Annotated in this window: 23 protein-coding genes and 1 pseudogene; 12 read left to right on the plus strand and 12 right to left on the minus strand. The window is 39.8% G+C overall.

Going from position 1 to position 24,066, the window contains the following annotated elements:
- Window positions 1-2 precede the first annotated feature (2 nt).
- Complete coding sequence (locus AN391_RS03510) at window positions 3-752, plus strand: dienelactone hydrolase family protein (RefSeq protein WP_055014102.1); 750 nt, start codon at window positions 3-5, stop codon at window positions 750-752.
- Here AN391_RS03510 and AN391_RS03515 read toward each other — a convergent pair.
- Window positions 749-1,672 (minus strand): LysR family transcriptional regulator, encoded by a 924-nt coding sequence (locus AN391_RS03515; RefSeq protein ID WP_055014135.1) that lies wholly within the window; start codon window positions 1,670-1,672, stop codon window positions 749-751. The two genes, AN391_RS03510 and AN391_RS03515, sit on opposite strands and share 4 nt — an antisense overlap.
- A gap of 163 nt (window positions 1,673-1,835) precedes the next feature.
- Between AN391_RS03515 and AN391_RS03520 the strand changes: the two genes are divergently transcribed.
- The 5 genes from AN391_RS03520 to AN391_RS03540 all read left to right on the plus strand — a co-directional run bounded on the left by AN391_RS03520 (window position 1,836) and on the right by AN391_RS03540 (window position 7,513).
- Window positions 1,836-2,519, plus strand: coding sequence for a type 1 glutamine amidotransferase domain-containing protein (locus AN391_RS03520; RefSeq protein WP_055014103.1), 684 nt, complete (start codon window positions 1,836-1,838; stop codon window positions 2,517-2,519).
- Window positions 2,520-2,622: 103 nt separating this feature from the next.
- Entirely contained in the window at window positions 2,623-3,204 is a 582-nt protein-coding gene (locus tag AN391_RS03525) for a rhomboid family intramembrane serine protease (protein ID WP_055014104.1), read from the plus strand.
- Window positions 3,205-3,293: 89 nt separating this feature from the next.
- The gene (gene yghU / locus AN391_RS03530) at window positions 3,294-4,133 is read left to right on the plus strand and encodes a glutathione-dependent disulfide-bond oxidoreductase (RefSeq protein ID WP_055014105.1); all 840 of its coding nucleotides are present in this window, start codon (window positions 3,294-3,296) and stop codon (window positions 4,131-4,133) included.
- A 133-nt stretch (window positions 4,134-4,266) separates the two neighbouring features.
- Window positions 4,267-6,207, plus strand: coding sequence for a bifunctional diguanylate cyclase/phosphodiesterase (locus AN391_RS03535; RefSeq protein WP_055014106.1), 1,941 nt, complete (start codon window positions 4,267-4,269; stop codon window positions 6,205-6,207).
- Between the two features lie 4 nt (window positions 6,208-6,211).
- Window positions 6,212-7,513, plus strand: a complete 1,302-nt coding sequence (locus tag AN391_RS03540) for an MFS transporter (protein ID WP_055014107.1) — start codon at window positions 6,212-6,214, stop codon at window positions 7,511-7,513.
- Between the two features lie 128 nt (window positions 7,514-7,641).
- On the opposite strand, the gene AN391_RS03545 is transcribed toward AN391_RS03540, so the two are convergent.
- Both AN391_RS03545 and AN391_RS03550 read right to left on the minus strand, forming a co-directional pair.
- On the minus strand, window positions 7,642-8,094 hold the full coding sequence (locus AN391_RS03545) for a hypothetical protein (protein ID WP_055014108.1): 453 nt from the start codon (window positions 8,092-8,094) through the stop codon (window positions 7,642-7,644).
- Between the two features lie 11 nt (window positions 8,095-8,105).
- Window positions 8,106-8,381, minus strand: a complete 276-nt coding sequence (locus tag AN391_RS03550) for an EF-hand domain-containing protein (RefSeq protein WP_055014109.1) — start codon at window positions 8,379-8,381, stop codon at window positions 8,106-8,108.
- Window positions 8,382-8,634: 253 nt separating this feature from the next.
- Here AN391_RS03550 and AN391_RS03555 point away from each other — a divergent pair, with 253 nt between their 5' ends.
- Window positions 8,635-9,489 (plus strand): PA4780 family RIO1-like protein kinase, encoded by an 855-nt coding sequence (locus AN391_RS03555; RefSeq protein WP_055014110.1) that lies wholly within the window; start codon window positions 8,635-8,637, stop codon window positions 9,487-9,489.
- Between the two features lie 18 nt (window positions 9,490-9,507).
- On the opposite strand, the gene AN391_RS03560 is transcribed toward AN391_RS03555, so the two are convergent.
- The 4 genes from AN391_RS03560 to AN391_RS03575 all read right to left on the minus strand — a co-directional run bounded on the left by AN391_RS03560 (window position 9,508) and on the right by AN391_RS03575 (window position 14,516).
- Window positions 9,508-10,182 carry a response regulator gene (locus AN391_RS03560; RefSeq protein WP_055014111.1) on the minus strand — a complete coding sequence of 225 codons (675 nt, stop codon included), beginning with the start codon at window positions 10,180-10,182 and terminating at the stop codon, window positions 9,508-9,510.
- Between the two features lie 8 nt (window positions 10,183-10,190).
- Window positions 10,191-11,645, minus strand: a complete 1,455-nt coding sequence (locus AN391_RS03565; RefSeq protein ID WP_055014112.1) for an ATP-binding protein — start codon at window positions 11,643-11,645, stop codon at window positions 10,191-10,193.
- Between the two features lie 261 nt (window positions 11,646-11,906).
- A complete protein-coding gene (locus AN391_RS03570) occupies window positions 11,907-13,493 on the minus strand; it encodes a S9 family peptidase (protein WP_235576464.1) in 1,587 nt (528 codons plus the stop codon).
- 414 nt (window positions 13,494-13,907) lie between these two features.
- Window positions 13,908-14,516 carry a flavin reductase family protein gene (locus AN391_RS03575; RefSeq protein ID WP_055014113.1) on the minus strand — a complete coding sequence of 203 codons (609 nt, stop codon included), beginning with the start codon at window positions 14,514-14,516 and terminating at the stop codon, window positions 13,908-13,910.
- A gap of 84 nt (window positions 14,517-14,600) precedes the next feature.
- Between AN391_RS03575 and AN391_RS03580 the strand changes: the two genes are divergently transcribed.
- The 3 genes from AN391_RS03580 to AN391_RS03585 all read left to right on the plus strand — a co-directional run bounded on the left by AN391_RS03580 (window position 14,601) and on the right by AN391_RS03585 (window position 16,830).
- Window positions 14,601-16,103 (plus strand): cryptochrome/deoxyribodipyrimidine photo-lyase family protein, encoded by a 1,503-nt coding sequence (locus AN391_RS03580; RefSeq protein WP_055014114.1) that lies wholly within the window; start codon window positions 14,601-14,603, stop codon window positions 16,101-16,103.
- A 1-nt stretch (window position 16,104) separates the two neighbouring features.
- Window positions 16,105-16,251, plus strand: coding sequence for a DUF2256 domain-containing protein (locus AN391_RS20335; RefSeq protein ID WP_082422656.1), 147 nt, complete (start codon window positions 16,105-16,107; stop codon window positions 16,249-16,251).
- 141 nt (window positions 16,252-16,392) lie between these two features.
- Window positions 16,393-16,830: an OsmC family protein gene (locus AN391_RS03585; protein ID WP_055014115.1), complete on the plus strand. Its 438-nt coding sequence runs from the start codon at window positions 16,393-16,395 to the stop codon at window positions 16,828-16,830.
- A gap of 63 nt (window positions 16,831-16,893) precedes the next feature.
- Here AN391_RS03585 and AN391_RS03590 read toward each other — a convergent pair whose 3' ends face one another.
- A complete protein-coding gene (locus AN391_RS03590; protein WP_055014116.1) occupies window positions 16,894-17,073 on the minus strand; it encodes a 2TM domain-containing protein in 180 nt (59 codons plus the stop codon).
- A gap of 238 nt (window positions 17,074-17,311) precedes the next feature.
- Here AN391_RS03590 and AN391_RS03595 point away from each other — a divergent pair, with 238 nt between their 5' ends.
- The gene (locus AN391_RS03595) at window positions 17,312-18,097 is read left to right on the plus strand and encodes a putative porin (protein ID WP_055014117.1); all 786 of its coding nucleotides are present in this window, start codon (window positions 17,312-17,314) and stop codon (window positions 18,095-18,097) included.
- A gap of 74 nt (window positions 18,098-18,171) precedes the next feature.
- On the opposite strand, the gene AN391_RS03600 is transcribed toward AN391_RS03595, so the two are convergent.
- Entirely contained in the window at window positions 18,172-19,659 is a 1,488-nt protein-coding gene (locus AN391_RS03600; RefSeq protein ID WP_055014118.1) for a dipeptidase, read from the minus strand.
- Between the two features lie 169 nt (window positions 19,660-19,828).
- Between AN391_RS03600 and AN391_RS20340 the strand changes: the two genes are divergently transcribed.
- Window positions 19,829-20,005 (plus strand): DUF2986 domain-containing protein, encoded by a 177-nt coding sequence (locus AN391_RS20340; RefSeq protein WP_082422655.1) that lies wholly within the window; start codon window positions 19,829-19,831, stop codon window positions 20,003-20,005.
- Window positions 20,006-20,054: 49 nt separating this feature from the next.
- Here AN391_RS20340 and AN391_RS03605 read toward each other — a convergent pair whose 3' ends face one another.
- From AN391_RS03605 to AN391_RS20945, 3 genes and pseudogenes are all read right to left on the minus strand, one after another.
- The gene (locus tag AN391_RS03605) at window positions 20,055-22,190 is read right to left on the minus strand and encodes a TonB-dependent receptor (protein ID WP_055014119.1); all 2,136 of its coding nucleotides are present in this window, start codon (window positions 22,188-22,190) and stop codon (window positions 20,055-20,057) included.
- 98 nt (window positions 22,191-22,288) lie between these two features.
- Window positions 22,289-22,771, minus strand: coding sequence for a methyl-accepting chemotaxis protein (locus AN391_RS20940; RefSeq protein ID WP_235575943.1), 483 nt, complete (start codon window positions 22,769-22,771; stop codon window positions 22,289-22,291).
- Window positions 22,772-22,819: 48 nt separating this feature from the next.
- Window positions 22,820-23,590: pseudogene (locus AN391_RS20945) on the minus strand (PAS domain-containing protein); the annotation flags it as partial.
- Window positions 23,591-24,066 lie beyond the last annotated feature (476 nt).

The following is a 24,066-nucleotide window of genomic DNA, read 5'->3' on the forward strand; positions in this document are numbered from 1 at the left end:
TTATGATAATCCAACACCATAATACCGACCTACCCACCCCAACAGGCTTGATGCGAACTACCGTTTACCGTCCTCATGCTCCTGGCCAATACCCAAGTATTATTTTTTACTCTGAGATTTTTCAGCAAACAGCCCCGATTGCGCGCAGCGCCGCAATTTTAGCAAGCCATGGTTTTGTTGTGTTAGTGCCTGAGGTATTTCATGAGCTAAACCCGATTGGTACTGTACTTGCCTACGATGAGGCGGGTAAAGATAAAGGCAATGCCGATAAATGGCAAAAGCCACTTGAGCAACACGACAGCGATACCCAAGCACTCATCGACTTTATACAAAACCAAGATTACTGCACTGGTACCGTAGGAGCTATGGGTGTGTGCATTGGTGGGCATTTAGCTTACAGAGCCGCATTAAATCCACATATACAAGCGGCATTTTGTTTATACGCCACCGATATTCATAGTGATACCTTACCCGCTAATGCAGGTAACAATTCGTTTGAACGCATGGCTGATATTAAAGGCGAAGTACACTTTATTTGGGGTAAACAAGACCCACATGTACCGCAACAAGGGCGTAGTAAAATTTATCAGCAATGTGTCGCTACAGGTATTAACTACCACTGGCAAGAAGTAAACGCACAGCATGCGTTTATGCGTGATGAGGGCGACCGCTACGATGCAGCGCTTGCAATCACTATGTATCAGCAAGCTGTTGCATTATTTAGCCGCACGCTTCAACACAAGGCTTTTTAAACGTTTTTCAGCATGCCCAACGCGGTGTGCTGTTTTACAAAATACGCTTTTAAGTAATCAATAAATAACCTAAGCTTTTTAGAGCCAGCGGCCCCAGGCGGAAACACACCATAAAGCTCTATATCTTTTGTTTTATAGTCATCAAGTATTATTTCTAGCAGCCCAGCTTGTACTTTAGGCCACGCGTCATACAAAGGAATACGACCAAGCCCATGCCCAGCTTCCACAAACGCGGTACGCGCGGCGGCATTGTTGGTGCTTATGCCACCTTGTAGTATTACATCGTATTTTTTGCCCTCTTTGCTAAGGGTTAATGTTTTACTGCTAAGTTGGTACACCACCCATTTATGTGAGGCTAATTCAGCTGGCGTGTACGGTTTGCTAAAGTGCTCAAAGTACGTTGCAGAACCACAAATACAGGTACTCATGGTTGTTAATTTAGTAGCCTGTAAATTAGAGTCTCTTAAAGCGACGCCACGGATAGCTATATCAAAGCCATTTTTTATTATATCAACCACATCATCGGTGAGCTGTAAGTCTATTTCAATTTTAGGGTATTGGCGTTTAAACGTATTAATTGCGGGCACAATTAATTGCATGCCAACATTAACAGGGCAACTTATTTTTAATATTCCTTGTGGCTCACTTTTAATGTTTTCTATTTGCTGATTAGCCGCGTTTGCTTGCTCGGTGATCACTCTACAGCGTTCGTAATAAGCAATACCGGCTTCGGTTAGCGCCATTGTGCGGGTAGACCGGTTAAGCAATGTTACTTCTAATTGCGTTTCTAGTTTCTTAAGGTGATAACTTACCACCGCTCGCGTTAACCCCAACTGCTTTGCAGCCGCAGTTAAACTCCCCTGCTCTACTATTTGCGCAAATACCACCATGCTTTTAAGTTGCTCAAACGACACTTTCATCACACAGCCACCTTTGGTTATTAACTCAATCATTGTATCAATAATTAAACCAATAAAGTTAACTTTATCATCGTTGTTTAAATCCTTGTGAGTGCATATAGTTATTACAACACCTTGGTTAACACCAAGCTTTAATTTACTCACTAATCGAAGGAATATTGTTATGGCTAAAAAAATACTTATGGTACTTACCTCGCATTCAGAGCTTGGTAACACAGGCGAAAAAACAGGTTTTTGGGTAGAAGAATTCGCAGCCCCCTACTACGCGTTTGTAGATGCCGGTGCAGAGGTAACACTTGCTTCCCCTGCGGGTGGCCAGCCACCGATTGACCCAACGAGTACACTTTCTGATTTTGAAACTGCTGCAACAAAGCGCTATGACAATGACAGCGCAGCACAAACACTTATGGCAAACACAAAAAAATTAAGCGAAGTAAACGCCAGCGACTTTGACGCTGTATTTTACCCAGGCGGCCACGGCCCACTATGGGATTTAGTAGATAACAGCGATTCAATCTCACTTATCGAAAAGTTTGTAAAAGAACAAAAACCTGTGGCGGCTGTTTGTCACGCTAGTGCTGCTTTTTTAAATGTTAAAGATGCAGACGGCAATGCCTTAGTTGCAGGTAAAAAAGTAACAGGCTTTACTAACTCAGAAGAAGCTGCCGTGCAATTAACAGATGTAGTGCCATTTTTAGTTGAAGATGAACTTATTAAAAAAGGCGGTGATTATCAAAAAACCGACGACTGGGGCGTATTAGCTGTAGAAGATGGTTTAGTGATTACAGGCCAAAACCCAGCAAGTTCAGAGCTTGCGGCGAAAAAGCTATTAACCAAACTTGGTTAAACAACCATTAAGCGCGGTGTATATCGCCGCGCTTTTTAAATTGCTTTTAATAGCGAAAACATACTCCTATACTGGTACAAAATAATCCTACAAAGGCGTTTATATGCCAACTAACTCATCATCTTCTTCAGTTATAACCAGTACTCGATTTGCAATATTTAGCGTTGTTTTTTTGTGCTTAGTACTGCAAATTATCAATAGCTTACCAGGCATTACCCTTAATGGTTTAGGAATTTATCCGCGAAGTGTACACGGGTTAATTGGCATTTTATGCGCTCCATTTTTGCACGGAAGCTGGTGGCACTTTGCTAGCAACATGTTGCCTTTTACTTTACTTAGCTGGCTTATTTGCCAATACAGTGTAAAACGCTTTTATACTGTGTTCATTTTTACTGCATTAATGGGTGGGCTATTAGTGTGGGCCTTTGGTCGTAGTAGTTTTCATGTAGGCTTAAGCGGTGTTATTTATGGTTTGTGGGGGTTTATACTGTGCTATGGAGTGGTTAGACGCTCACTCAAATCGATTGTTATTGCCGTAGTAGTTGCGGTGCTTTACAGCGGCTTTATTTGGGGCGTTTTGCCACAGCGCTTTCATGTCTCATTTGAAAGTCATCTATTTGGTGCGTTAAGTGGGTTCTTTTTAGGATATAAACTTGCCAAATCAGATAAATTAAAAGCACGATAATTTTTTGCATTGTCTTTAAATAATTATTTACACCCCCAGCTTTTTATTTGTCAGTATAGAAATTAATACATTTTAAATTGAGGTTATTTATGAGTAATGAAAACGAATACACTGCGCCTAGAGTGTGGACGTGGGACAGTGAAAGTGGTGGTAAATTTGCCAACATCAACCGCCCTATTGCAGGCCCCACACATGATAAAAACTTGACCATTGGCGAACATCCATTTCAACTTTATTCATTAGCCACGCCTAATGGCCAAAAAGCGACCATTATGTTTGAAGAGCTATTAGAGCTTGGTCTAACCGATGCCGACTACGATGCCTACTTAATTGACATTGGCGAAGGCGACCAATTTGGCTCGGACTTTGTTGATATTAATCCAAACTCTAAAATCCCCGCGCTTATGGATCACTCAACCACACCACCAACACGCATTTTTGAGTCGGGTTCAATTTTACAATACTTGGCAGAAAAATTTGATGTACTAATACCAAAAGATTTTAAAGCCAAGACAGAATGCCGTAATTGGCTGTTTTGGCAAATGGGATCTGCACCTTATTTAGGGGGTGGATTTGGCCATTTTTATAGCTACGCACCAACAAAAATGAAATACCCAATAGACCGCTTTACTATGGAAACTAAGCGACAGCTCGATGTATTAAATCGTCACTTGAGTGAAAACGAATACATGGCGGGTAGTGAATACTCTATTGCCGACATTGCTATTTGGCCTTGGTATGGCTCATTGGTGCTTGGAAAACTATACGACGCTGCCGAGTTTTTAGATGTAGCCTCTTACACTCATGTAATGCGCTGGGCAGAACAAATAGCGAAGCGCCCCGCTATTAAACGTGGTCAGCGGGTTAATCGTACTTGGGGCCCAGAAGAAGAACAACTCAGCGAGCGTCATAGCGCTAACGATTTTTAACTTAAAGCCCATAACAAGACATTGTGTTATGGGCATTTTTTTATTTAAAGTCTGCATTTTCCTATCATTAAACTATATTTATTATTGTATTTTTATAAATGTAACCCGCATTACTTTAATAAGGCTTTGATGAGTGCAATATAAAAACCTAAATAGTAATGAACGCATAGAAGCCGTAAAACTTTTATATTCTAATGCTTTATCTGGCATTGGCGTTTCTGCATTGGTAAGCTTTGTGCTTGTATTTGCTTTTGACTTAACGAATAAGACAACCAAACAAGAAAAAATAATTTGGCTTTTTTTCATGCTGGTCATTTTAGCAATTAGGCTAATTGATGTTATTTACTTCAACTACACTAAAGGCGTTAACCACCGATTTAATGCAAATAACTTTTTAAAACGCTTTTCAGTGGGCTGCATTGCAACTGCTATTTCATGGTCATGTTACGCACTGTGGTTTCATAAAAGCTCATCCATCGTTGAAATTACCACCACTATAGCTATTTTGTCTGCCTTTGCTGGAGGCTCTGCCAATTTACTCTCTGGCAGTCGTTTTACCTCAGTGTGCTACAGCATTATTTTATTAATGCCTTACTCTTTAGTGCTTAGCTTATCTGATAACTATTACCAGTATATACTTGGGTTCTTAGGCATTACTTTTTCAGCCATTATGGTTGCCTCTTCCTATAAATCTGCCACATTTACCCAAACAGCAATAAAATTACGAAATCAAAACCGCAAACTACTTAACGAGATGGAAAGCAAAGTAGAAAAGCGCACTGAAGAAATTTACCGCTTATCTAATACTGACCCACTAACAAATTTATTAAACCGCACCGCTTTTTTAAAGGTAGCTAATAAACAACTTGCAGATCACCCTAACGAAAAACTCGCTTTACTTTTTGTAGATCTAGATGGATTTAAGCAAATTAATGACACTATGGGACATAAAATAGGTGATCAAGTGCTTAAGGAAATAGCCGAGCGCCTCAGTACGGTGTGCACTCGACATCTATACAAATGTCGCTGGGGCGGAGATGAATTTTTAATTTTAACAACCTACGAAGATCAACAAGATTTATTTAATTTTGCCAAAAAGGTGATTAAAAGTATTAGTGCCGAGCATGAACGATATAAATATCAAAGTTGGGTATCAGCCACTATTGGCATCGCTTTATTTCCTGAACATGAGGCTGATTTAGGCGCATTAATCCGCTCAGCAGATTTAGCCATGTACCATCAAAAGCGAACTGCAAAAGGCTGCGTTAATATTTACAACAACGACTTAAAGCGTCAGCAAGAGCGCGAACAGTTACTCAGCCAACAATTAGCAATGGCAATAAAAAATAACGGCTTGCGATTAGTGTTTCAGCCTATAGTTGATAGTAAAACAACAAAGGTAACCTCGTTTGAATCGCTTTTAAGGTGGCAGTTAAATGGCGAAGCGATATTTCCCGATGAGTTTATTGCCATTGCCGAGCAATACAACCTCATAACCGAACTTGGCTTATGGGTGATTGAACAAGCGTGTGCGCAAGCTTGCACGTTTAAAAACGTACAACCCCCTATTGCTGTGAGCGTTAATGTATCGGTAATACAACTTCAAGACCCTGATTTTGTCACTAAAGTTGTAAATATAGTGAATCAATACCATGTAAAGCCCGAAAACCTGCACCTTGAAATCACTGAATCTGTGTTTGCAGAGGATAAGCTCACCTTTTTAGCCGCAGTAAAAGAGCTGCAAAAACAAGGATTTTGTATTTCTATAGATGACTTTGGTACAGGGTATTCATCCTTATCGAGCATGTTAGATATTGGTGTAGACATAGTAAAAATAGATAAAAGCTTTATTCAGAATATGGATAAGCGAGGCTTAAGTATTATTCATGCAATTGTGCAAATGGCCTCTACACTTGATTTTATAGTAGTTGCCGAAGGCGTCGAAACCCTAGAGCAAGCCAATGTGCTAAAAGAAATTGGCGTGTCTCACCTGCAAGGTTATTATTTTTCTAAACCTATGGAACAACACTTTGTAGAATCATACCTCAACGAGCAAAACAAATTGTGTAGCTAGCAATATGAAAAAACTCACTAAAGAGCAAGTCTATAAACGCCTTAATAACGATGAAGACGCACGTGCCTGTAAAGACATAAACGATGAAGACTGCAAAGAAGTTGCTGGTAACTTTATTCTTTTATTAGCAAGCCAGCTTTTTAGTAAATTTGCCGATGCCCTCCTCAATCCTAAAGTAACCCTACCTTGGTTAATGCAAAGCTTAAACGTACCAAGCGCGTTTATAGCCTGGCTTGTGCCTATTAGAGAATCAGGCTCTTTATTACCCCAATTAGCGATAGCCAATATTATCCGCCAACGCCCTGTGAGAAAGTGGGTATGGGTTTGCGGTGCATTTGCCCAAGCTTTATGTATTGGCGCTATGGTGGGTGTTTCATTTGTGCTAGAAGGCGCTCAAGCTGGCTATGCAATTTTAGCTCTGTTGGTGCTCTTTAGCCTCGCCCGCGGGTTTAACTCTATTGCTGCTAAAGATGTATTAGGTAAAGTGATCCCTAAAAAAAAGCGAGGTAATATTAGTGGCCTGGCAGCAAGTATTGCCGGACTTGCAACACTTACTTTTGGTTTAATGATGTGGTTTTTTTCGGGGCAAAAAGAGCAAAATACGGTATTAATTGCGCTAAGTTTAGGCGCCGTTTTGTGGGTTGCTGCTGCACTTTTTTATAGCCGCATAAACGAATACAAAGGCGCGACCCAAGGCGGTAAAAATGGCTTTTTAATTGCGCTAAGTAAATTACAGCTGCTTTATCAAGATAAACAATTTGCACACTTTGTCATTACCCGCGCCTTTTTACTTTGCTCAGCCCTAAGCGCGCCTTTTTATATTATTTTAGCAAGCTCTCAACAGTTTGAATTTTCATTATTGGCAATATTTTTAGCCGTGTCTGGCTTAGCAAGTTTAATTTCTGGGCCAATATGGGGAAGACTTAGCGATTTTTCTAGCCAAAAGGTGCTTGTGATCAGTGCGTTACTTGTCACCATAAATGGCGTAAGCGTGTTTGTAATAGCCTCATGGTATAGCCAACTGTTTGAATATGCTTGGGTAATACCTAGTTTTTATTTTTTGCTTTGTATTGCTCATCAAGGGGTGCGGCTCGGGCGTAAAACCTATTTAGTGGATATGGCACAAGGCAATAAACGCACCGATTACGTGTCGGTTAGCAATACTATAATTGGTATTTTGCTTCTAATGTTAGGCAGTATAGGGCTTTTAGATGCATTTTTATCAACTGCACAGCTTATTTTGTTGTATAGCCTGCTCGGTTTATTAGGTGCTATTAGCGCGATTTTTTTGCCTCAAGCAGAGTAAACCCAATCCGCACTAATACGTAATCAATTAAGCGAATGGGTATAATAAAAAAGCCCAACAAAATTATTGCCGGGCTTTGGACTTAAGACCTAAGGATAAACGCTCAGCTTTACCTCAAGTTATAACACCTAAGCTGTTACATTTAGCAGTGAATCGCCTTCACTTAAGCCAAATTTTTCTTGTACCGATGAAAGAATTGATTCTTTATCTTCATCTGATAGCTGGCTTGAATACTCAGTTAATAACTCATCTAAGTAGCTAACCACTTCGTCAGTATCAACAGATTCTAGCGCGTTTTGTGGCGGCGGTGGCGGACGCTGCCCTTCAGGACGTCCTGCATCGCCAATACTTTTAGCGTCAAAATCAAGTTCGCTCATTAAATCCGCTAACTCTTTTGTAGGCGAGATCCCCTGCTCTTCAAATGCGGCTTGAATACTTCGCGCATCTTCTGTGCTTAGGTTTTGTGCATCAAATTCTGCCAGTGTTTCTTTAACAAACTCAGTTTGCTCTGTGGTTAAAGCACTTACTTGACTCGATTGTTGAGCCATAAAACTCGCTGAGCTACCAATACTGTTGATCATTTTTTTCTTCCTTAACGTGCGCGGCGTGGTGGCTTGTGTTCACTTAATTCTTGTTCGCTAATTTCGCCATTCCCATCGGCATCTATAGCATCAAAAATAGTTTGCGCATCGCCTTGCGGTGGCGCACTTTCACTAAATTCTGCAAGGCTAATCACACCGTCACCATCTGCATCTATGCTCGAAAAGTCAGGTTTAGGTGGTGGGTTATCACCGCCTCGGGCTGCAACATTGGCTGAAAAAGCCATAGATAATAATGCAGCAACGGCAAAAGTAGAGAAATGCTTCATCGTGGTCACCTTGGGTTAGCTATTAATAAAGGGTATGAATATAAAGTACGCCTAAAAAGCGCAAACATTGTGCAAAAAATAAGGAAATAAAAATAAAGCTGATTTTTATCATGTTATTTTTACCTTATTCGGTATTTCGGTTATTGTGATGACTAATTACCTAAAACCACTTTCAACACGTTTTTGAGAGCTAACATACTAAGGGCTTATAAACATACATGTTTAATCTTCCAATTTTACTAGTTGTATCGCAGTGAAAATACCTAAACGCCTCCAGCCACTCGTTGATGATGGCCTAATTGATGAAGTGATAAGCCGCTTAATGAGCGGCAAAGAAGCGGATGTATTTGTGGTACGCAGCGGTGGCGAAATTCGCTGTGCTAAAGTCTACAAAGAAGCCGTTAAACGCAGCTTTAAAAAAGCCGCACAGTATCAAGAAGGTCGAAAAGTGAGAGGCGGACGCCAAGCCCGTGCCATGGGTAAACGCTCTAGTTATGGGCGGCAACTAGAAGAGGAAATTTGGCAAAATGCAGAGGTAGACGCGCTTAGCCGTTTATCACGTGCTGGCGTCAGAGTTCCCGACACTTATTACTGTATTGATGGCGTGTTGTTAATGGAGCTTGTGTGCGATGAAGACGGTGATGTTGCTCCACAGTTAGGTCATGTGAGCCTTACGCAGCAACACGCTATTGAGCAGTACAGTATGATGATTCATTATATTAAATTAATGCTGTGCGCGGGTATTATCCACGGTGACTTATCGGAATTTAACGTACTTGTTGATAATAAAGGGCCTGTCATTATTGACCTTCCGCAAGCTGTAAACGCCGCGGCTAATAACAGTGCGCAAGCAATGTTTACGCGCGATGTAAACAACATACGCCGTTATTATGCGCAGTTTGCACCTAGCCTTTTAAAAACCCAATACGCAAAAGAAATGTGGGCACTGTTTGAAGAGGCCAGCTTAACGCCAAACACGGTGCTCAGCGGGGAATTTGAAGACAGTAGCGAAGTTGCAGATGTAGATGCTGTGCTAGATGAAATACAAGCGGCCGAATACGAAGAGTTCGACCGTTTAGAACGTATTAAAAATGCAGATGATGAGTAAAGCTGCGCTCACTTTTAGCTATTGAGGATGAACAAACCGATAGCCCACCCCATAAACCGACTGAATAACGCTTTCGGTTTGCGTTACTTCATCCAGCTTTTTACGTAATTTTTTTATGTGGCTGTCTATAGTGCGGTGGCTAACTATACGTTGGTCTGCGTACATGGTGTCCATTAAGCTATCGCGTGAGTAAATTCGGTTAGGATTTGAATACAAAGGCTTAAATAGCTGAAATTCAAAATTAGTTAGTTCTATACTGCTATTTTTATAGTTAACACTGTAAGTACTTTCATCCAGTGTCATGGCATTATTTACAGGCTCTTTTGTGCTATTCACACGCCTTAAAATTGCTTTTACACGCGCCACCAGCTCAGCATAGCTAAACGGTTTACAAATATAATCATCGGCGCCCAATTCTAGCCCAAGCAATCGGTCAATCTCCTCTACCTTTGCCGAAACCATAATAATGGGCACATTAGAGAACTTTCTTATCGCTTTGCACAGCTCTATACCGCTTTGCCCTGGCAGCATAATATCCAATAAAATAACACTTGGCTTGTTACTTTCAAGCCAGCTAAGTACTTCATCACCATGATGAATAAGGTGCGTTTGATAATGATGACTTGTTAAAAAGTCGCTCATTAAATTGGCAAGTTTTATTTCATCTTCAACAATAAGTATTTGATCTTCCATACTGTCCTCTAAACCTTTACTAAAGGCAGGCGAATAATAATCGCTAAACCACCTAAACTTGCTTTTTCAGCCGCTATTTCGCCATTATGGCCTTTAACGATATGTTGGCAAATTGACAAGCCCAAACCAGAACCTCCCTCTTGGCGATTGCGAGAGCTGTCTACACGGTATAAATATTCAAACAAGTGCGATAAATGCGTTTGCTCAACGCCTATCCCGTTGTCCTCTATAATAAGCTCTAAATAGGCTTGGCCTTTAATATTTACGTTATTGGCACTTAAAGAAATAGTTGAGCACTGGGCGTAATGCACCGCATTCATTAATATATTATCTAGCAACTGCAGTATACGCGTTTTATCTGCGTTTACTGTGGTGTTATTAGCGCTATTAAGAAAGTAAAAATTAATAGCGTGCTGCTTAAAAATAACGTGATACTTTTGCTCTATGGAGTTAAGTAAATAACCTACGTCGGTAGGTTGCATGGTGTAATGCATGCCGCCTAGCTCTGCGCTGTTTAACATGTGTAGGTCGTCAATCAAGCGCTTTAAATGCAGCGCTTCATCGTTAGCAGAACTTATATTTTTATTATTTGGTTCACGTATCCCAAGCAACATAGCTTCGAGCTCACCGAGTAAAATGCTCATGGGCGTTCTTAGTTCATGAGAAATATTTGCAAGCCAACGTTTACGTACTTGCTCATCCTTAGCAAGCGTAAAGGCCAAGGTGTTAAAATCTTCACTAAGCTGGCCCAGCTCGTCTTTTCTATCTAATAAAAGCTTTGTGCTGTACTGCCCTTTAGTAAGCTTGTGCATACCGCTGGCTATTTGCTTTACAGGGCCAACTAAGTGCCTTGCTAATAAAAAAGACAACATTAAGGTAAGTAGCCCTGCGGTTAACGCAATAAGCCATAAATAGTTAGTTTGCTGCTTTAAAAAATCAAGCTCGTACCCATCTGCTAGGCTTTTTCTTTTTGAAACAGCAAGATAAGCAATTGTTTTACCTTCAAGCTCTATGGGCGTTTTAATGTACTTTAAATCCTCAAATAATTTACCAAAAATACGCTGCTGGTTTTCATCAAGTAGTGCATAGTGCGCGGCATGCTCAGGCGGTGGGCGACGATCGCGCTGCGCCAAATGCTGTGGGGGCCTGGGTCTGCGTTCGCCGCGAATTTCTGGGCGCTGTGGCATATCGCGTAAACTAGGTAAAAACTGACTTGATTGCAATTGCGATTCAACCAACCTTAAAAAGCGCTGATCGTTACCTATAATTTTATCCCACGAGGGAGTGTGCGCATACTTATTAGCGAGTTGTACTGCCAATGGCTCTAATGCTTTTACTTCTTTAGCGTTAACAAAATCAATAACACCTTGGCCAATACTGTACTGAATAAGCACAACTAACCCCGCAATAATGCTAAAAGTAAAACTAAATAATATTAAAAAAAGTTTATTATGAATTTTCATTTATTTTTTATAAACCTGACTCTAAAGCATTTGAGCTATTATTTATTACGTATTTTTTTACCGCTAAAACGTATTCTTAAAAGCTCTAAGCACTTTTAAGAATAGCCTGTAATACCAATTGTATTAACTGTGTGTTCTATTATAGCGACTTATAAATAGCGCCTTTAATAACAACGTACAATGTTAACAAGTAAAAGTGCAAACAATGTGCATTATTTAGAAATTTAAGATCAAAAAAGGCGACCTAAGTCGCCTTTGTTATCAATCGTTTTTTAAATGCTTATCAAAAAAATCGAGAAACGCTTGTAATGTTTTAATTCTATGCGGCTGATAGGACAAGTAATGATCACCCTCTTCTAGCTCAATGTAAGTAACATCTTTATCTTCGTCATCTAATTCACCTTCCATTTCTCGGCTGTGATAAATAGGTACTACGCTGTCGTCGCTGCCATGAATAAGTAAAATTGGTTTGTTAATCGATTTTGCAAAGTTAACAGGAGAATTAGCCTCTAACTTATCGCTATTTGTTCCAAACTGTTTTCTTACTATGTCTTTGTTTGTAAAGTATCGAGCTTTACTCACAATATGCTCAAGGTCAGTTACCCCTGCAAAACTTGCCGCACATTTAAATGTTTCAGGGTGTTTAATAACAGCCATTAGGGCGGCATACCCACCGTAGCTTGCGCCACCAATACAAATTTTATCTGGCTGAGCAATCCCCTGGTCTATTAACCAGTTAGCTCCATCTTGTAAGTCATCTTGCATGGCTAAACCAAAACCTTGGATCGACTGCATTAAAAAGTCATAACCATAACCACTTGAGCCACGAAAGTTAGGCTGTAACACGGCGTAACCATTGTATGCCAGTAGCGCCGTCCAATAGTCAAAGCCTGCATAATCTCGCGCCATAGGCCCACCATGTGGAAATATAATAGTGGGTAACTTATCGCCCTTCTCATAGCCAACAGGCAGCGTTAAGTAGCCTTCTATAACAAGCCCGTCACGTGCTTTATAGCTAATGAGCTCTTTACCGGCGTATACGCTTTCATTAATGTGTGGGTAAACGTCTGCAAAAAATGTTAAGTCTCCTCGCTTTCTGTCACCTAACATGTAGGCGCCTGAAGTTTTATCTGAGCTGACATAAAGTACATATTTTTGTTGATCGTCGCTGGTGCTAACAATATCCATTTCAAATGAATCTTTAGGTAATGAAGCTCGTAAAGAACGATGTAACTTATCTAAGTCTTCATCCCAATACGCAATACCATCTTCTAACTGAGAATGCGTAAAGCCTGCAACTTCACCAGTTTTACGGGAGTAAAAAATATCGCCATCTACATCGTACTTATCATCGCTAAAAATGAGCTCACGTTTGTTAGTTGTTAAATTAAGCTTAAATAATGCTTCACGTCCCTCATGTAGCGCAGTGATGTATAAAAAATTAGGGTCTTTATCAAAGCCAAGTATCGAAATACTTTGCTCACTAAATACTTCGTAGCTAAATAGTGTTTGCCACGACTCTTTTTGCTCGTTGTACAGCTCGTAAGTAAATTGTGTTTCATCCATTTTTTTAGCAATACGAACTTTGCCTTGCCTATCAGCAAACCAACTGGTTACATCTGCACGAGCACGTTGTATTTGTTTTTTACGTAAAGTAGTTAGGTCAAGCTCATACACAGCAGGGGTATTGGCAATTTTAAAATCCCCCTGCACAAGTATTTTATTTTCTTGCTCCGGTAAAAAACTAATAATTTGGTCAGAAAACTGGGGCTGCTTTTCATCACGTGTTTTGTTTGCCCTAAAAGCCAGTTTTATTCCTTTATCATCACTTAAATTATACGAATACATTAAAGTAGATGCATATCTTAACCCCACCAAATTGATATTTAATGTATCGTGCACCCAATAACAACACATTATTGTTTGCCCAGCTAAACCAGTCAAAAAATACAGTATGATTATCCGATTTAATAATCGGCTTGCCCTTGCCCGTTGTAAGGCTCTGCACCATTAAAACTAAATCGCCATCAAGGTTTTTTACATACGCAATGTTATTTCCATCAGGTGAGAGCTTAACTTGGCTTATGCTTTTTAAGCCAGCAAACGCTTCTATGGGTAACTTTTTATCAGGCGCTGAGAGACAACTAAAACTAAGTAGGGCAAGTACTAAAGTGAGGTAAAATTAAGACATTCAATATCCATTTGTTTTTATAAGTAACGCTTAATGAGTTAACACTAAGTGTATAAAGTTAATCTGTTATTTTACAATTGTGGCCGCTTTAGTACAAATTTATCTTTGGTAGAGCTAAAGTAGTCTCCACCCATTTTGCCTAGGCTGTTTAAACGCGTGGGGTCTATATAGCCATTCACTAACACGTTATCATCAATATAAATTCCTACCACGTTGAGCAGCATAACTTTGCCGCCACCGGGTTCGTCGCTTATTTGAATAATTTCTCTTAAAGTACATTCGTATCTTACTTTAGCCGCTGCGACACTTAGGGATGCAACCTGTATACTAGCTACTGATTCAATATTTGCCGCCTCAAATTCACTCACATTATGCGGATAGTTAGCGCAACTTTGATTCATTTTCTCGACTAGCTCTTCACTAACAATATTAACCACGCAGCTGTTAGTGGCTTGAAGGTTTAAAAGCGTGTCTTTATTGGCTTTGTCGCGTGGGTTTACTTGAGTCACGCTCAACACTGGGGGGTTACAGCTGGCCACTGTAAAGAAAGAATACGGGGCAATATTAGCAATTCCCTCCTTACTAAGTGTGCTTACCCAAGCAATCGGCCGTGGGCTAATACCCCCAACTAAATAAGAGTAAACATTGTGCTGCGTGTTTTGTGTTAAATCTAAAAACATAATTCTCCTTTATACGTCGTACTGCAAATCGTAAAAACGCTTTATTGCGTACAGTATTTCATAACTGCAGCCACTTTTTTAAATATGCGCGAAAAGATAAACATAGTGTGGTTTAAACGCGATTTACGCCTTAGCGATCATCAACCACTTAAACATGCTTTTAATAACGGTTTACCCACGTTACTGCTTTACAACTTTGAGCCACTAATGCTTGAGGATGCACATTATAATGTGCGCCATTGGCGATTTGTTTATCAATCAATATGTGAAATAAATCAGCAGCTAAATCGCTATAAAGCAACGCTTTATATTTTTAGCCAAGACATGCTGACACTGTTAAACACGCTTAATCAAACATACCAAATAGCAAACATATTTAGCCATCAAGAAATTGGCTTAAACAATACCTTTGAGCGAGATAAAGCCGTTGCCATGTGGTGTAAAGAGCAACAAGTACACTGGCATGAATCACAAACGGGCGCCGTTATTCGTGGCAAAAAAAACCGTAAAGATTGGAACGCACGCTGGCAACAAACAATGCAGGCTCCTATTGCTATTCCTAATTGGCAAAATATAAAAACCATTTCCCTTGATAACCACAAAACACCTAAATTACCCAAAAGCTACACGCAAAATGATGATAACTTTCAGGTAGGTGGGCCTTTAACTGCGCGCACAATACTGCAAAGCTTTTTTGCTGAGCGCGGTAAGGGATATCAAAAAGGCATATCTAGCCCCAGTTTAAGCCGTATTCATTGCTCTAGGCTTTCACCTTATTTAGCGTGGGGTAATATTAGCCTTAAGCAAGTGTACCAAATGGCAATTGATGAATACCATTCTAAACACCCCAGCAAAAAAGGCTGGAAGCGTCCGCTCGCTGCTTTTGTATCGCGCCTGCACTGGCATTGCCACTTTATGCAAAAGTTTGAAAGTGAATGCACTATGGAATTTAAAGCATTAAACCCAGGTTATCATGTATTTCCGTATCGTACCGATGAGCATGTAGAACGCGATATTGAGCGTTGGGCGCAAGGCCAAACGGGTATCCCTATTATTGATGCCTGCATGCGCTGTTTAAAAGCTACAGGCTATATTAATTTTAGAATGCGCGCTATGTTGGTTAGCTTTGTAACGCACCATTTAAATATAAGCTGGCAGCAGGCAAGCTTACCTTTGGCAAATTACTTTTTAGACTTTGAACCGGGTATTCATTACCCGCAAATACAAATGCAGGCCTCAGTTACGGGTATTAACACCATTAGGCATTACAACCCAATTAAACAATCTGAAGATCAAGACCCATCCGGCGTCTTTATTAAAAAGTGGTGCCCCGAACTTGAAAAGCTACCAATAGAATATTTACACGAACCGTGGCAACAAACACCCATGGAAGCGCTGTTTAACGACTTTAAATTAGGAGAAGATTACCCCGAGCCCATGCTTGATTTAACCGATGCCTCTAAACAAGCGCGCGAACGTTTATGGCAATATCGAGAGCGCGCCGATGTTAAACGTGCAATTCCTAACATATTAAAAAAGCATGTAGGACTTACTCGCACACAAAAACACACCGCAAAAAGCAATTAATATGGCACACAAAAAAAGTCACTTACCACAAAAAACATGCCCTGTTTGCAATAGGCCTTTTACATGGCGCAAAAAGTGGCTGCGTGATTGGGATAACGTTATTTACTGCTCAGAGCGCTGTAAACGTAATAAAAATAAAAAGTATTAATCCTTCATGCTACGTGTGAGCTATCTGGCGTCTATTTTGCAAAGGTATGGATAATTCGGCTTTTAAGGCTGTATTTAGCTGCTTTATGTAAATAGCACTTATTTAGTCTGAAAAGCTTACATGCAACGCAAGGAGAAGATAATGACGATTAAAAAAACGGCTAGCTCAACCTGGTCTGGCGATATTAAAACAGGTAAAGGCAGTATTTCTACGCAAAGCGGCGCACTTGATAAACAATCTTTTGGCTTTAATACTCGCTTTGAAGACGAGCATGGTTCAAACCCAGAAGAATTGGTAGGTGCGGCGCACAGTGCCTGTTTTAGTATGGCGTTGTCACTTACATTAGGTGATGCAGGCTTTACAGCCGATAAAATTGATACCAAAGCAACGGTAAGTCTCGATGAAGTTGATGATGGCTTTGCAGTCACCCATATAGCACTTGACGTAAACGCACGGATTAAAGATATTGCTAACGAGCAATTTCAGGCATTGTGTGAGCAAACTAAAAAAGGGTGCCCTATTTCAAAGCTGCTCAATACCGAAATATCTCTTAATGCAACACTCAAGAGCGCCTCATAAACGGCTATCTCTTTTACATTAAGTAATTTAAGCCAAGTAAATATTCACTTGGCTTCACTTTCATTACCCTACCCTTTTTGAACGATTTAAATCTAATAAGTCGTTAAGAAGCGCAATACCCATCCCTAGCGCAGGCCACACAACCCACAAATAATTGGGTGATGTAATTAGGTTAACTACAGTAAAAAAAGTTAAAACCACTAAGTAACGTTTTAAGTTATCAAAAAATGCTGGTGTATTCATGTTTGCTCTCCTCTTAAAATGTAAGGTTATTATTGCCTTAATTTTTAAGCCTGAAAGGTGCTATTTGTCATCAGTTAATATGACATTAGTCATAAATTTATAGCAGCCCCTTCAAGCGCATTCCTACAAATACTTATACAAACATACAGTTACTTACAATTTTTTAAATGTATTTTAACGAGCGTTAAATATAATACCTTTTTCAGATACACCTATTTAATTATAAGAAAGGATACTTATGCGCTACTTAATACCACTCTCTTTGCTTGCACTTAGCTGTGCAGCGTCAGTAAACGCTGAACAATCAGCATCAAAGCAATGGTTTAATACAATTAACTACGCAAAAATTGATTCACGCTATTACAGCGATAATGTGTACGGGTTATCTACGCATTATTACTTTGAAGAGCAACAAAGCTCGGGAGTGTGGGATGATTATGGCTACCTAGATACAGATAGTAATATAGGCTTAAATTACTTTAATTCAGATGGTTATAGCAAAAAAGGGATTTTTGGAGAAGGCTTTTACGGTAATGCTTTTGCAACTTTTGAATTACCCAACATTGGCGATACAGATACCTATTCGCTTGGTATAGGTTACTTATTTGCAGATTCGTTAAAAGTATCTGCACGTATGGTAGATTACGAATATGGTGATACGGTTTATTTATTTAAAGCGCAATATAACCATCAAATTAATGACACCGACTACCTAGGTTTTACTGTCGAGACTGATGATGAAATAGACTCGTGGGACTTATCATCACGTTACTTTGCTCACCTTTACGATGAAAGCTACGTTTCTATAAATGTTGACTATCTCGATGCTGGTGATGACCCTTTTTTTGATGTACTGGCAAATTACTACTTCAATAAGCACGTTGCAGTGGGTATCGGCGTAAGCGACTCAGATTTAGTTGTTGAGGGTAAATACTTTATTAACGATAGCTACTATTTCAGCGCCAACTACACTGATAAAAATAACTATGATATATACAATCTCAGTTTTGTAGCCCAGTTTTAATAAATACAAAAAAGCCGCCTTGCTGAAGTCACTTTAGTTAAACAAGGCGGCTTTTAAATTAAAACAGCTATAGCTTACATATTTCCTAGCTCTATCATCATTGCCGTATACATACGTAAATTTAGCGCCAATTGCTCAAGCGTTATAAATTCATGCTCAGAGTGGCCTGTGTAACGTTTACCCGGCATTGAAGGGCCAAATGACACGGCATTATCAAATAGTTTTGCGTTAGTGCCGCCACCTATTGATACGAAGTCAGCTTTTTTGTCGCCGGTAAAATGCTTAAATATATCGAGTAGCTTTTGTGCGTGCGGTGCGTTATCTAACAGCATGGGTGTACCAATAACCGTATCTACTTTACTAAGCATTACGTTATTTGCTGTTTCCCATTCCTTTATCGCACTGTTAATTTGCGCTTTAAGTAGTTTTTCCTCTTTGCCTACTGGGCGGCGCGCGTTAATGGCTAACGTTAGTGCATTACCATCGCGCTCGATAAGGGTAGGCGCCACTGTCATTGGGCCCATAAAATTATGCTTATAAGCAATATTACCAAATTGCTTACCATGAATATCTAAGCCAATTAATTGGTTTACAAATTTAATAAGCTGGCCATCGCTATTATTTTCAAGCGCTACATCTTTAAATAACTCACCCAGGTGTGCGATGGCATTAACGCCCGACTCAGGCTCAGATGAGTGCGCAGATACCCCTTTTACAGTTATTTTTAAGCCTTTACCTTGCTCTTCAAAATTAAACTCAACGTCACTAAGCGTTTTAGCTTTTGTTTTTAATGAGTTAATAATTGCAGCGCTTGCGTTATGCAGCACTAAGCTTGCATCTTCCGGTATTTGGCTTCTAAACGCGCCACCAGCAACATCACTTACATAAACCCCAGTTTGCTTTGAGGTAGCATTAAACGTAGGGGCAATTAAGCTCCAGCCTTTTTCGGCAACAACTACAGGGTATGATGCATCAATGGTTACTGCATATTTTGGTTGCTCATAGGTTTTCATAAATTCAGTAAGTGGGTCCCAGTCTGACTCTTCGGCAAGGTAAATCATCAACTCTATACGGTTATCAAGCTTTATGCCTTTATCTTTAATCGCTTTCATAGCGTAAAGCGCAGTAGCTATAGCGCCTTTGTCATCTTCTGTGCCGCGCCCTACTAATTTTCCAGGCTCAGAGGTATCAATGATAAATGGGCTTTGTTTCCACTTACTTGCATTGGCAGGTTGTACATCTCCGTGAGTAACAACGGTAACCTTTTCGTTTTGATCGCCCATACCTATAAGCACGGTATAGCCTAAGTCTTGGTAATCAAACCCAAGCTCTGAGGCTTTCATTTTTAATACCGACTTAAAATTAATAAAGTCAGGATTTTGTGGCGCGGGTATTGAATCTTTATTTACTGTAGGAAAAGCCACTAAATTAGTTAGTGTGTGAATTTGTGATTGTTGATAAGTATTTACAGCGTAATCAGCTACACTATCAATATTTTCATGTAATTGCGCATGAGTATTAAAAGCAAATAAAGCACTGCAGAGCAAAACTAACTTTTTCAAAACGTATCCCGTTGTATGACTAAATAAAGGCCAAATTATAGCGCTGCAGCATAATATTAAATAGCGCTTTGCGACAGGATTACAATGATCGTGTTTTAAATTTATATGGCGGCTTTAATCGCATTGGTTGTATAATGCGCGAACTAAATTTATCAGAGTATTAGTACTAATGAATCGCCGTAAAAAAATCGTCACTAAATTTCAGAAAAAAGATAAACGTGCTAATGCTAAATTACACAAAAGTAATAAACCAGCGTATGTATCTAAAGCCGAGCGCGAAAAACAAGCTTTAGAAGCAGAGCAATCTCTTTGTGCCGACGATGAGCAAAGTGCGACTACTGATTAATAATTAGCGTTAAGCCACAACACAATGGTGACTTAACTATTAATAACCTCTAAAAAGCATAACTTGCGCTTATATTAAATGAGCGCCCCTGCCCCGACAATTGGGTAAAGCCCGCGCTATTATTTTGTTTTAGTGCAGCAATACTTACTCCCCCTAATGGCAACTCGTAAAACACATCAAATAAGTTAGTTACCTCAGCACTTAGCGTTAATGCATTAAAGGTGGTTTTAGAGGACAAGTTCACTAAATTATAGCTGCTTGTTTGGTTTTCAAGGCGGTTAACATCAACGCGTGATTTTGAATCAACCCACTCCCACGACAGCGTATTTTCAAATACCCCTATTTGCTGGCTTAATGTTAACTCTGTATGTAATGGCTTAATTTGATATAGCGGTTGGTTTGTGTCGTCGCGCTTGCCACGGGTACTTGTAACGTTTGCTTTTAACAGCCATTTGCCAAACTGCTTTGATTGATAAAGCGACTTACTTATATCAAGCTTTGCACCATACAATGTGGCGTCAACATTAGTGAACTGTAAAATATTACGCGTTGTGTTTGCTAAGCCATAACTATTAAAATTACGAACAATATTTGCATCAATGTAGTCGTTTATATCGGTATACCACACATTAGCACTTACACGCCACGCATCATCTTTAGCTGTTTTTGAATACGTTGCACTAATGGTATGGGCGGTTTCGGCGTTAAGGTTTGGGTTGCCTATATAACCATTAGCATCGCCGTACCAGCCAATCATAGTACTTGCCATATTACTTACACCCCAGCTGTAGCGCTCATATAAATTGGGTGCGCGATTTTTGCGAGCAAGGCCTAATTGGAGCTCGTCATAAAGTGTAATTTGGTAATTAGCGAGTACATTTACATCAACTAAAGTGTCGGTTTTGTCTCTATCGGCATTATTAAAGTCATTTGCAGCTAGCGCATTATTAGCAGTGGTCATCGTGCTCATACTGCCCATATCCATCATACTCATGCCATCGTTATAGGCCTGCACTTCATCAACTTGCGTATTAACACGCTCAACCCTCACTCCCGTATTTAACCAAAGCTTATTATTAATTTGGCTTTCATACTCTGCAAATAAGGCAATACGCTCACGCTTCCCATTATTAATATTTATATAATCATTTGGCCCCATCATGGTTGAGCCTTCAATCGCCGGCCACCAATCATCAATGCGGTAGTTATAATATTCCTGCCCGAGCAGTAATGAGCTATTTTTATCAAGTGTAAGACGCCATTTAAGCTGCGTGCTTATATCTTTTGCATCTGTTTTCATGGGCATCATGCCGGTTTTTTCTTTACTAAAAAAGCCCATTTCGTGCTTTACACTATGCCAATTGACCTGCCCTTGCAGCTCACTGCTTTCAAAGCTGCGCTTATATTGGGCAATAGCGCCATAGCTGGTATTGTCAGTCATATCCATGTACTGGTTAGCAAAACCTTGGAACGGTATTTTTTGATGCGTAAGCTTTACGACCAGTTGTTGTTTTTCATCGCGTATCGCGCCCGTTAAACTGTGATTTTGAGCGCGGTATAGTGTATCAAGTACTTTGTTACCCTTGCCATCTTCGTAGCTGTTGGCATCACTAAACGCGCCCTGGTAATCAAAGCTTAATGTATCACTGGCTATACGAGCGCCAACACCTAACTTTCGGCCATTATCGACACTACTGTATTTAGCCGACACATAACCGGAGTGCCATGCTAACTCGCTCGTTTCGCTGTATTGTGGTGAAATAGAATTAACACTTATTACACCTGCAATGTTATCGCCACCTGCACTTACTGGCGAGACACCAGCAACAACCTTATAAGCCGCAACTTGATTGGCAGAAATATAAGAAAGCGGCGGATTCATTTGATTAGCACAGGCAGCTGTTAAATCCGCTCCATCTACAAATACTTTTACTCTATCGCCCATTAAACCATTTAAAATAGGTAAGTTAGACACTCCGCCCGCAGCCGAAAAATCAACACCTAAATGACCAAGCATTGCCTCTGATGAGCCAAGTGATAAATGCTTATTTTGTGTATGTCCGTGAACTTCAATAACTTCTAAGTCATTATCATCAGCGAGCACCACAGGCGATAAAAAGCCGCTAATTAATAGTGCTAAAGGAGAGAGTAAATAAGTGTGTTGTATACGTTTGATATAAGCCATTTATAATTTATGCCACTGTTATATATGGCATAAATTATATAATGTACTTATAGGATTATAGCGCGACAAAATGTCGCAGTTTAACAAATTACTGCAACTTAACTCACGTTAAGTCTAGACACTGTGGCAGAGACAGCATCAGCGCCTCGTTCTATTTCTTGTATTACTTCAGAGACTTTTGCTACAAGCTCACGACCCTGCTCTGAGGAGTCAGACACCGAGGTAATTTGTTTTGAAATATCGTTAGTCAATTCTTGGTTATTTTTAACCACAGTAGCAATTTCGTTGGTAGAACTACTGGTGCTTGCAGCAAGCTGCCTAACCTCGTCGGCCACAACGGCAAAGCCGCGGCCGTACTCACCCGCTCGTGCGGCCTCAATAGCGGCATTGAGCGCCAATAGATTAGTTTGATCGGCAATACTGCTTATGGTCGAAACAATAGACCCGATAACCGCCGATTGTTCATTCAGATTTTTAATTAAATCAACCGATTTAAGCACTTGGCTTACAATTGCATCGGAGTTTGCAATTGCATCGTGTAATATCTCTGACCCTCTTTTGGCCGTTTGCGCACTCGACACGGCTGACTCGTGTGCAATTTTTGCAGCGTCACTTACAGCTTCGTTTTCTTTTATCCGTTCAGTTATATTAGAGGCAAACTTCACGACTTTTATTACGTTGCCTTTGTTATCTAAAATAGGATTGTAGGTTGCCTCTAACCAAATTTCATCCCCGTTAGAGGTTATGCGTTTAAACTTACCCGATTTAAACTGTCCCTCGCTTAGCTCCTCCCAAAACCGAGGATTATTTTGATAAAAAGAGTCAGTACAAAACATTTTGTGATGCTTACCCACTATTTCTGCAAGTGAATAACCCACTGTAGATAAAAAGTTTTGATTTGCTTTAATAATGGTGCCATCGGGGTTAAATTCAATTGTGGCCAGTGCCTTATCAAGTGCTTCGGTGAGCGCTTCTTGAGATTTTCGCTGTACATAATCTTTTGTAATATCAGAGGCTATTTTAATCACCTTACTCACCACACCATTAACTTCCACAGGAAAGTAAGTAGCCTCTAGCCATAGTTTTTCACCATTAGCGTTAAAGCGCATAAAAGTACCGCTCGCTGAGTTTGCACCTTGCAACGATTGCCAAAATTGGCTGTACTCATTTGAATTAGCATAATCAGAGTCGCAAAACATACGGTGATGCTTGCCAATTATTTCTTCTCTTTTGTAACCTATGGTGTCTAAAAAAAGTTCGTTAGCATCTAAAATTTTTCCTTCAGGTGTAAATTCAATATACGCTACATGCTTATAAATAGCTGATAGTACTGATTTACTTTCATTGAGTTGACGTTCCAATTCATCAACTTTAGCGTTATCTTTTCGTAGACCAAACATATGTTAAAACCTTTAGAGACTAATATTAGAGCGACAATAACAAGCAAATATAAAAATAATATGTTAGCTAGCAATAAATGTAACAACTTTGTAAATATAAGTGTTTTTTAGCTATTCTGCGAGCAAATAATAGCTTACTAATTTACTGCTCTGCATTATCTTTTTATAAATTAACACTATAGCTATCATTTTTTAGTAGTTAACAAAAGTAAAACAAGCCAAAAATACTATTTTTATACATGACGCAGTACACTTTTTAACTTAAAATAGCCATCTCACTGACACACTCCACACCTAATATATGTTTACTCCCCACACAGTTAACGTGTGGCTATTCGTTATTTTAAAATCAAAGTTAAAGGATCTTCTATGAGTTCTGATGTTGCGTCGGCATCTAATCAGTTAAACAAAGCGGCTATTTTATTAGTGTTAGCGCTAGGTACATTTATTTTAGGATTATCAGAGTTTTCAATGAT

Origin of the sequence: Pseudoalteromonas sp. P1-13-1a, from assembly GCF_001401875.1 — a bacterium.
In the GTDB taxonomy this organism is placed as follows: Bacteria; Pseudomonadota; Gammaproteobacteria; order Enterobacterales; family Alteromonadaceae; genus Pseudoalteromonas.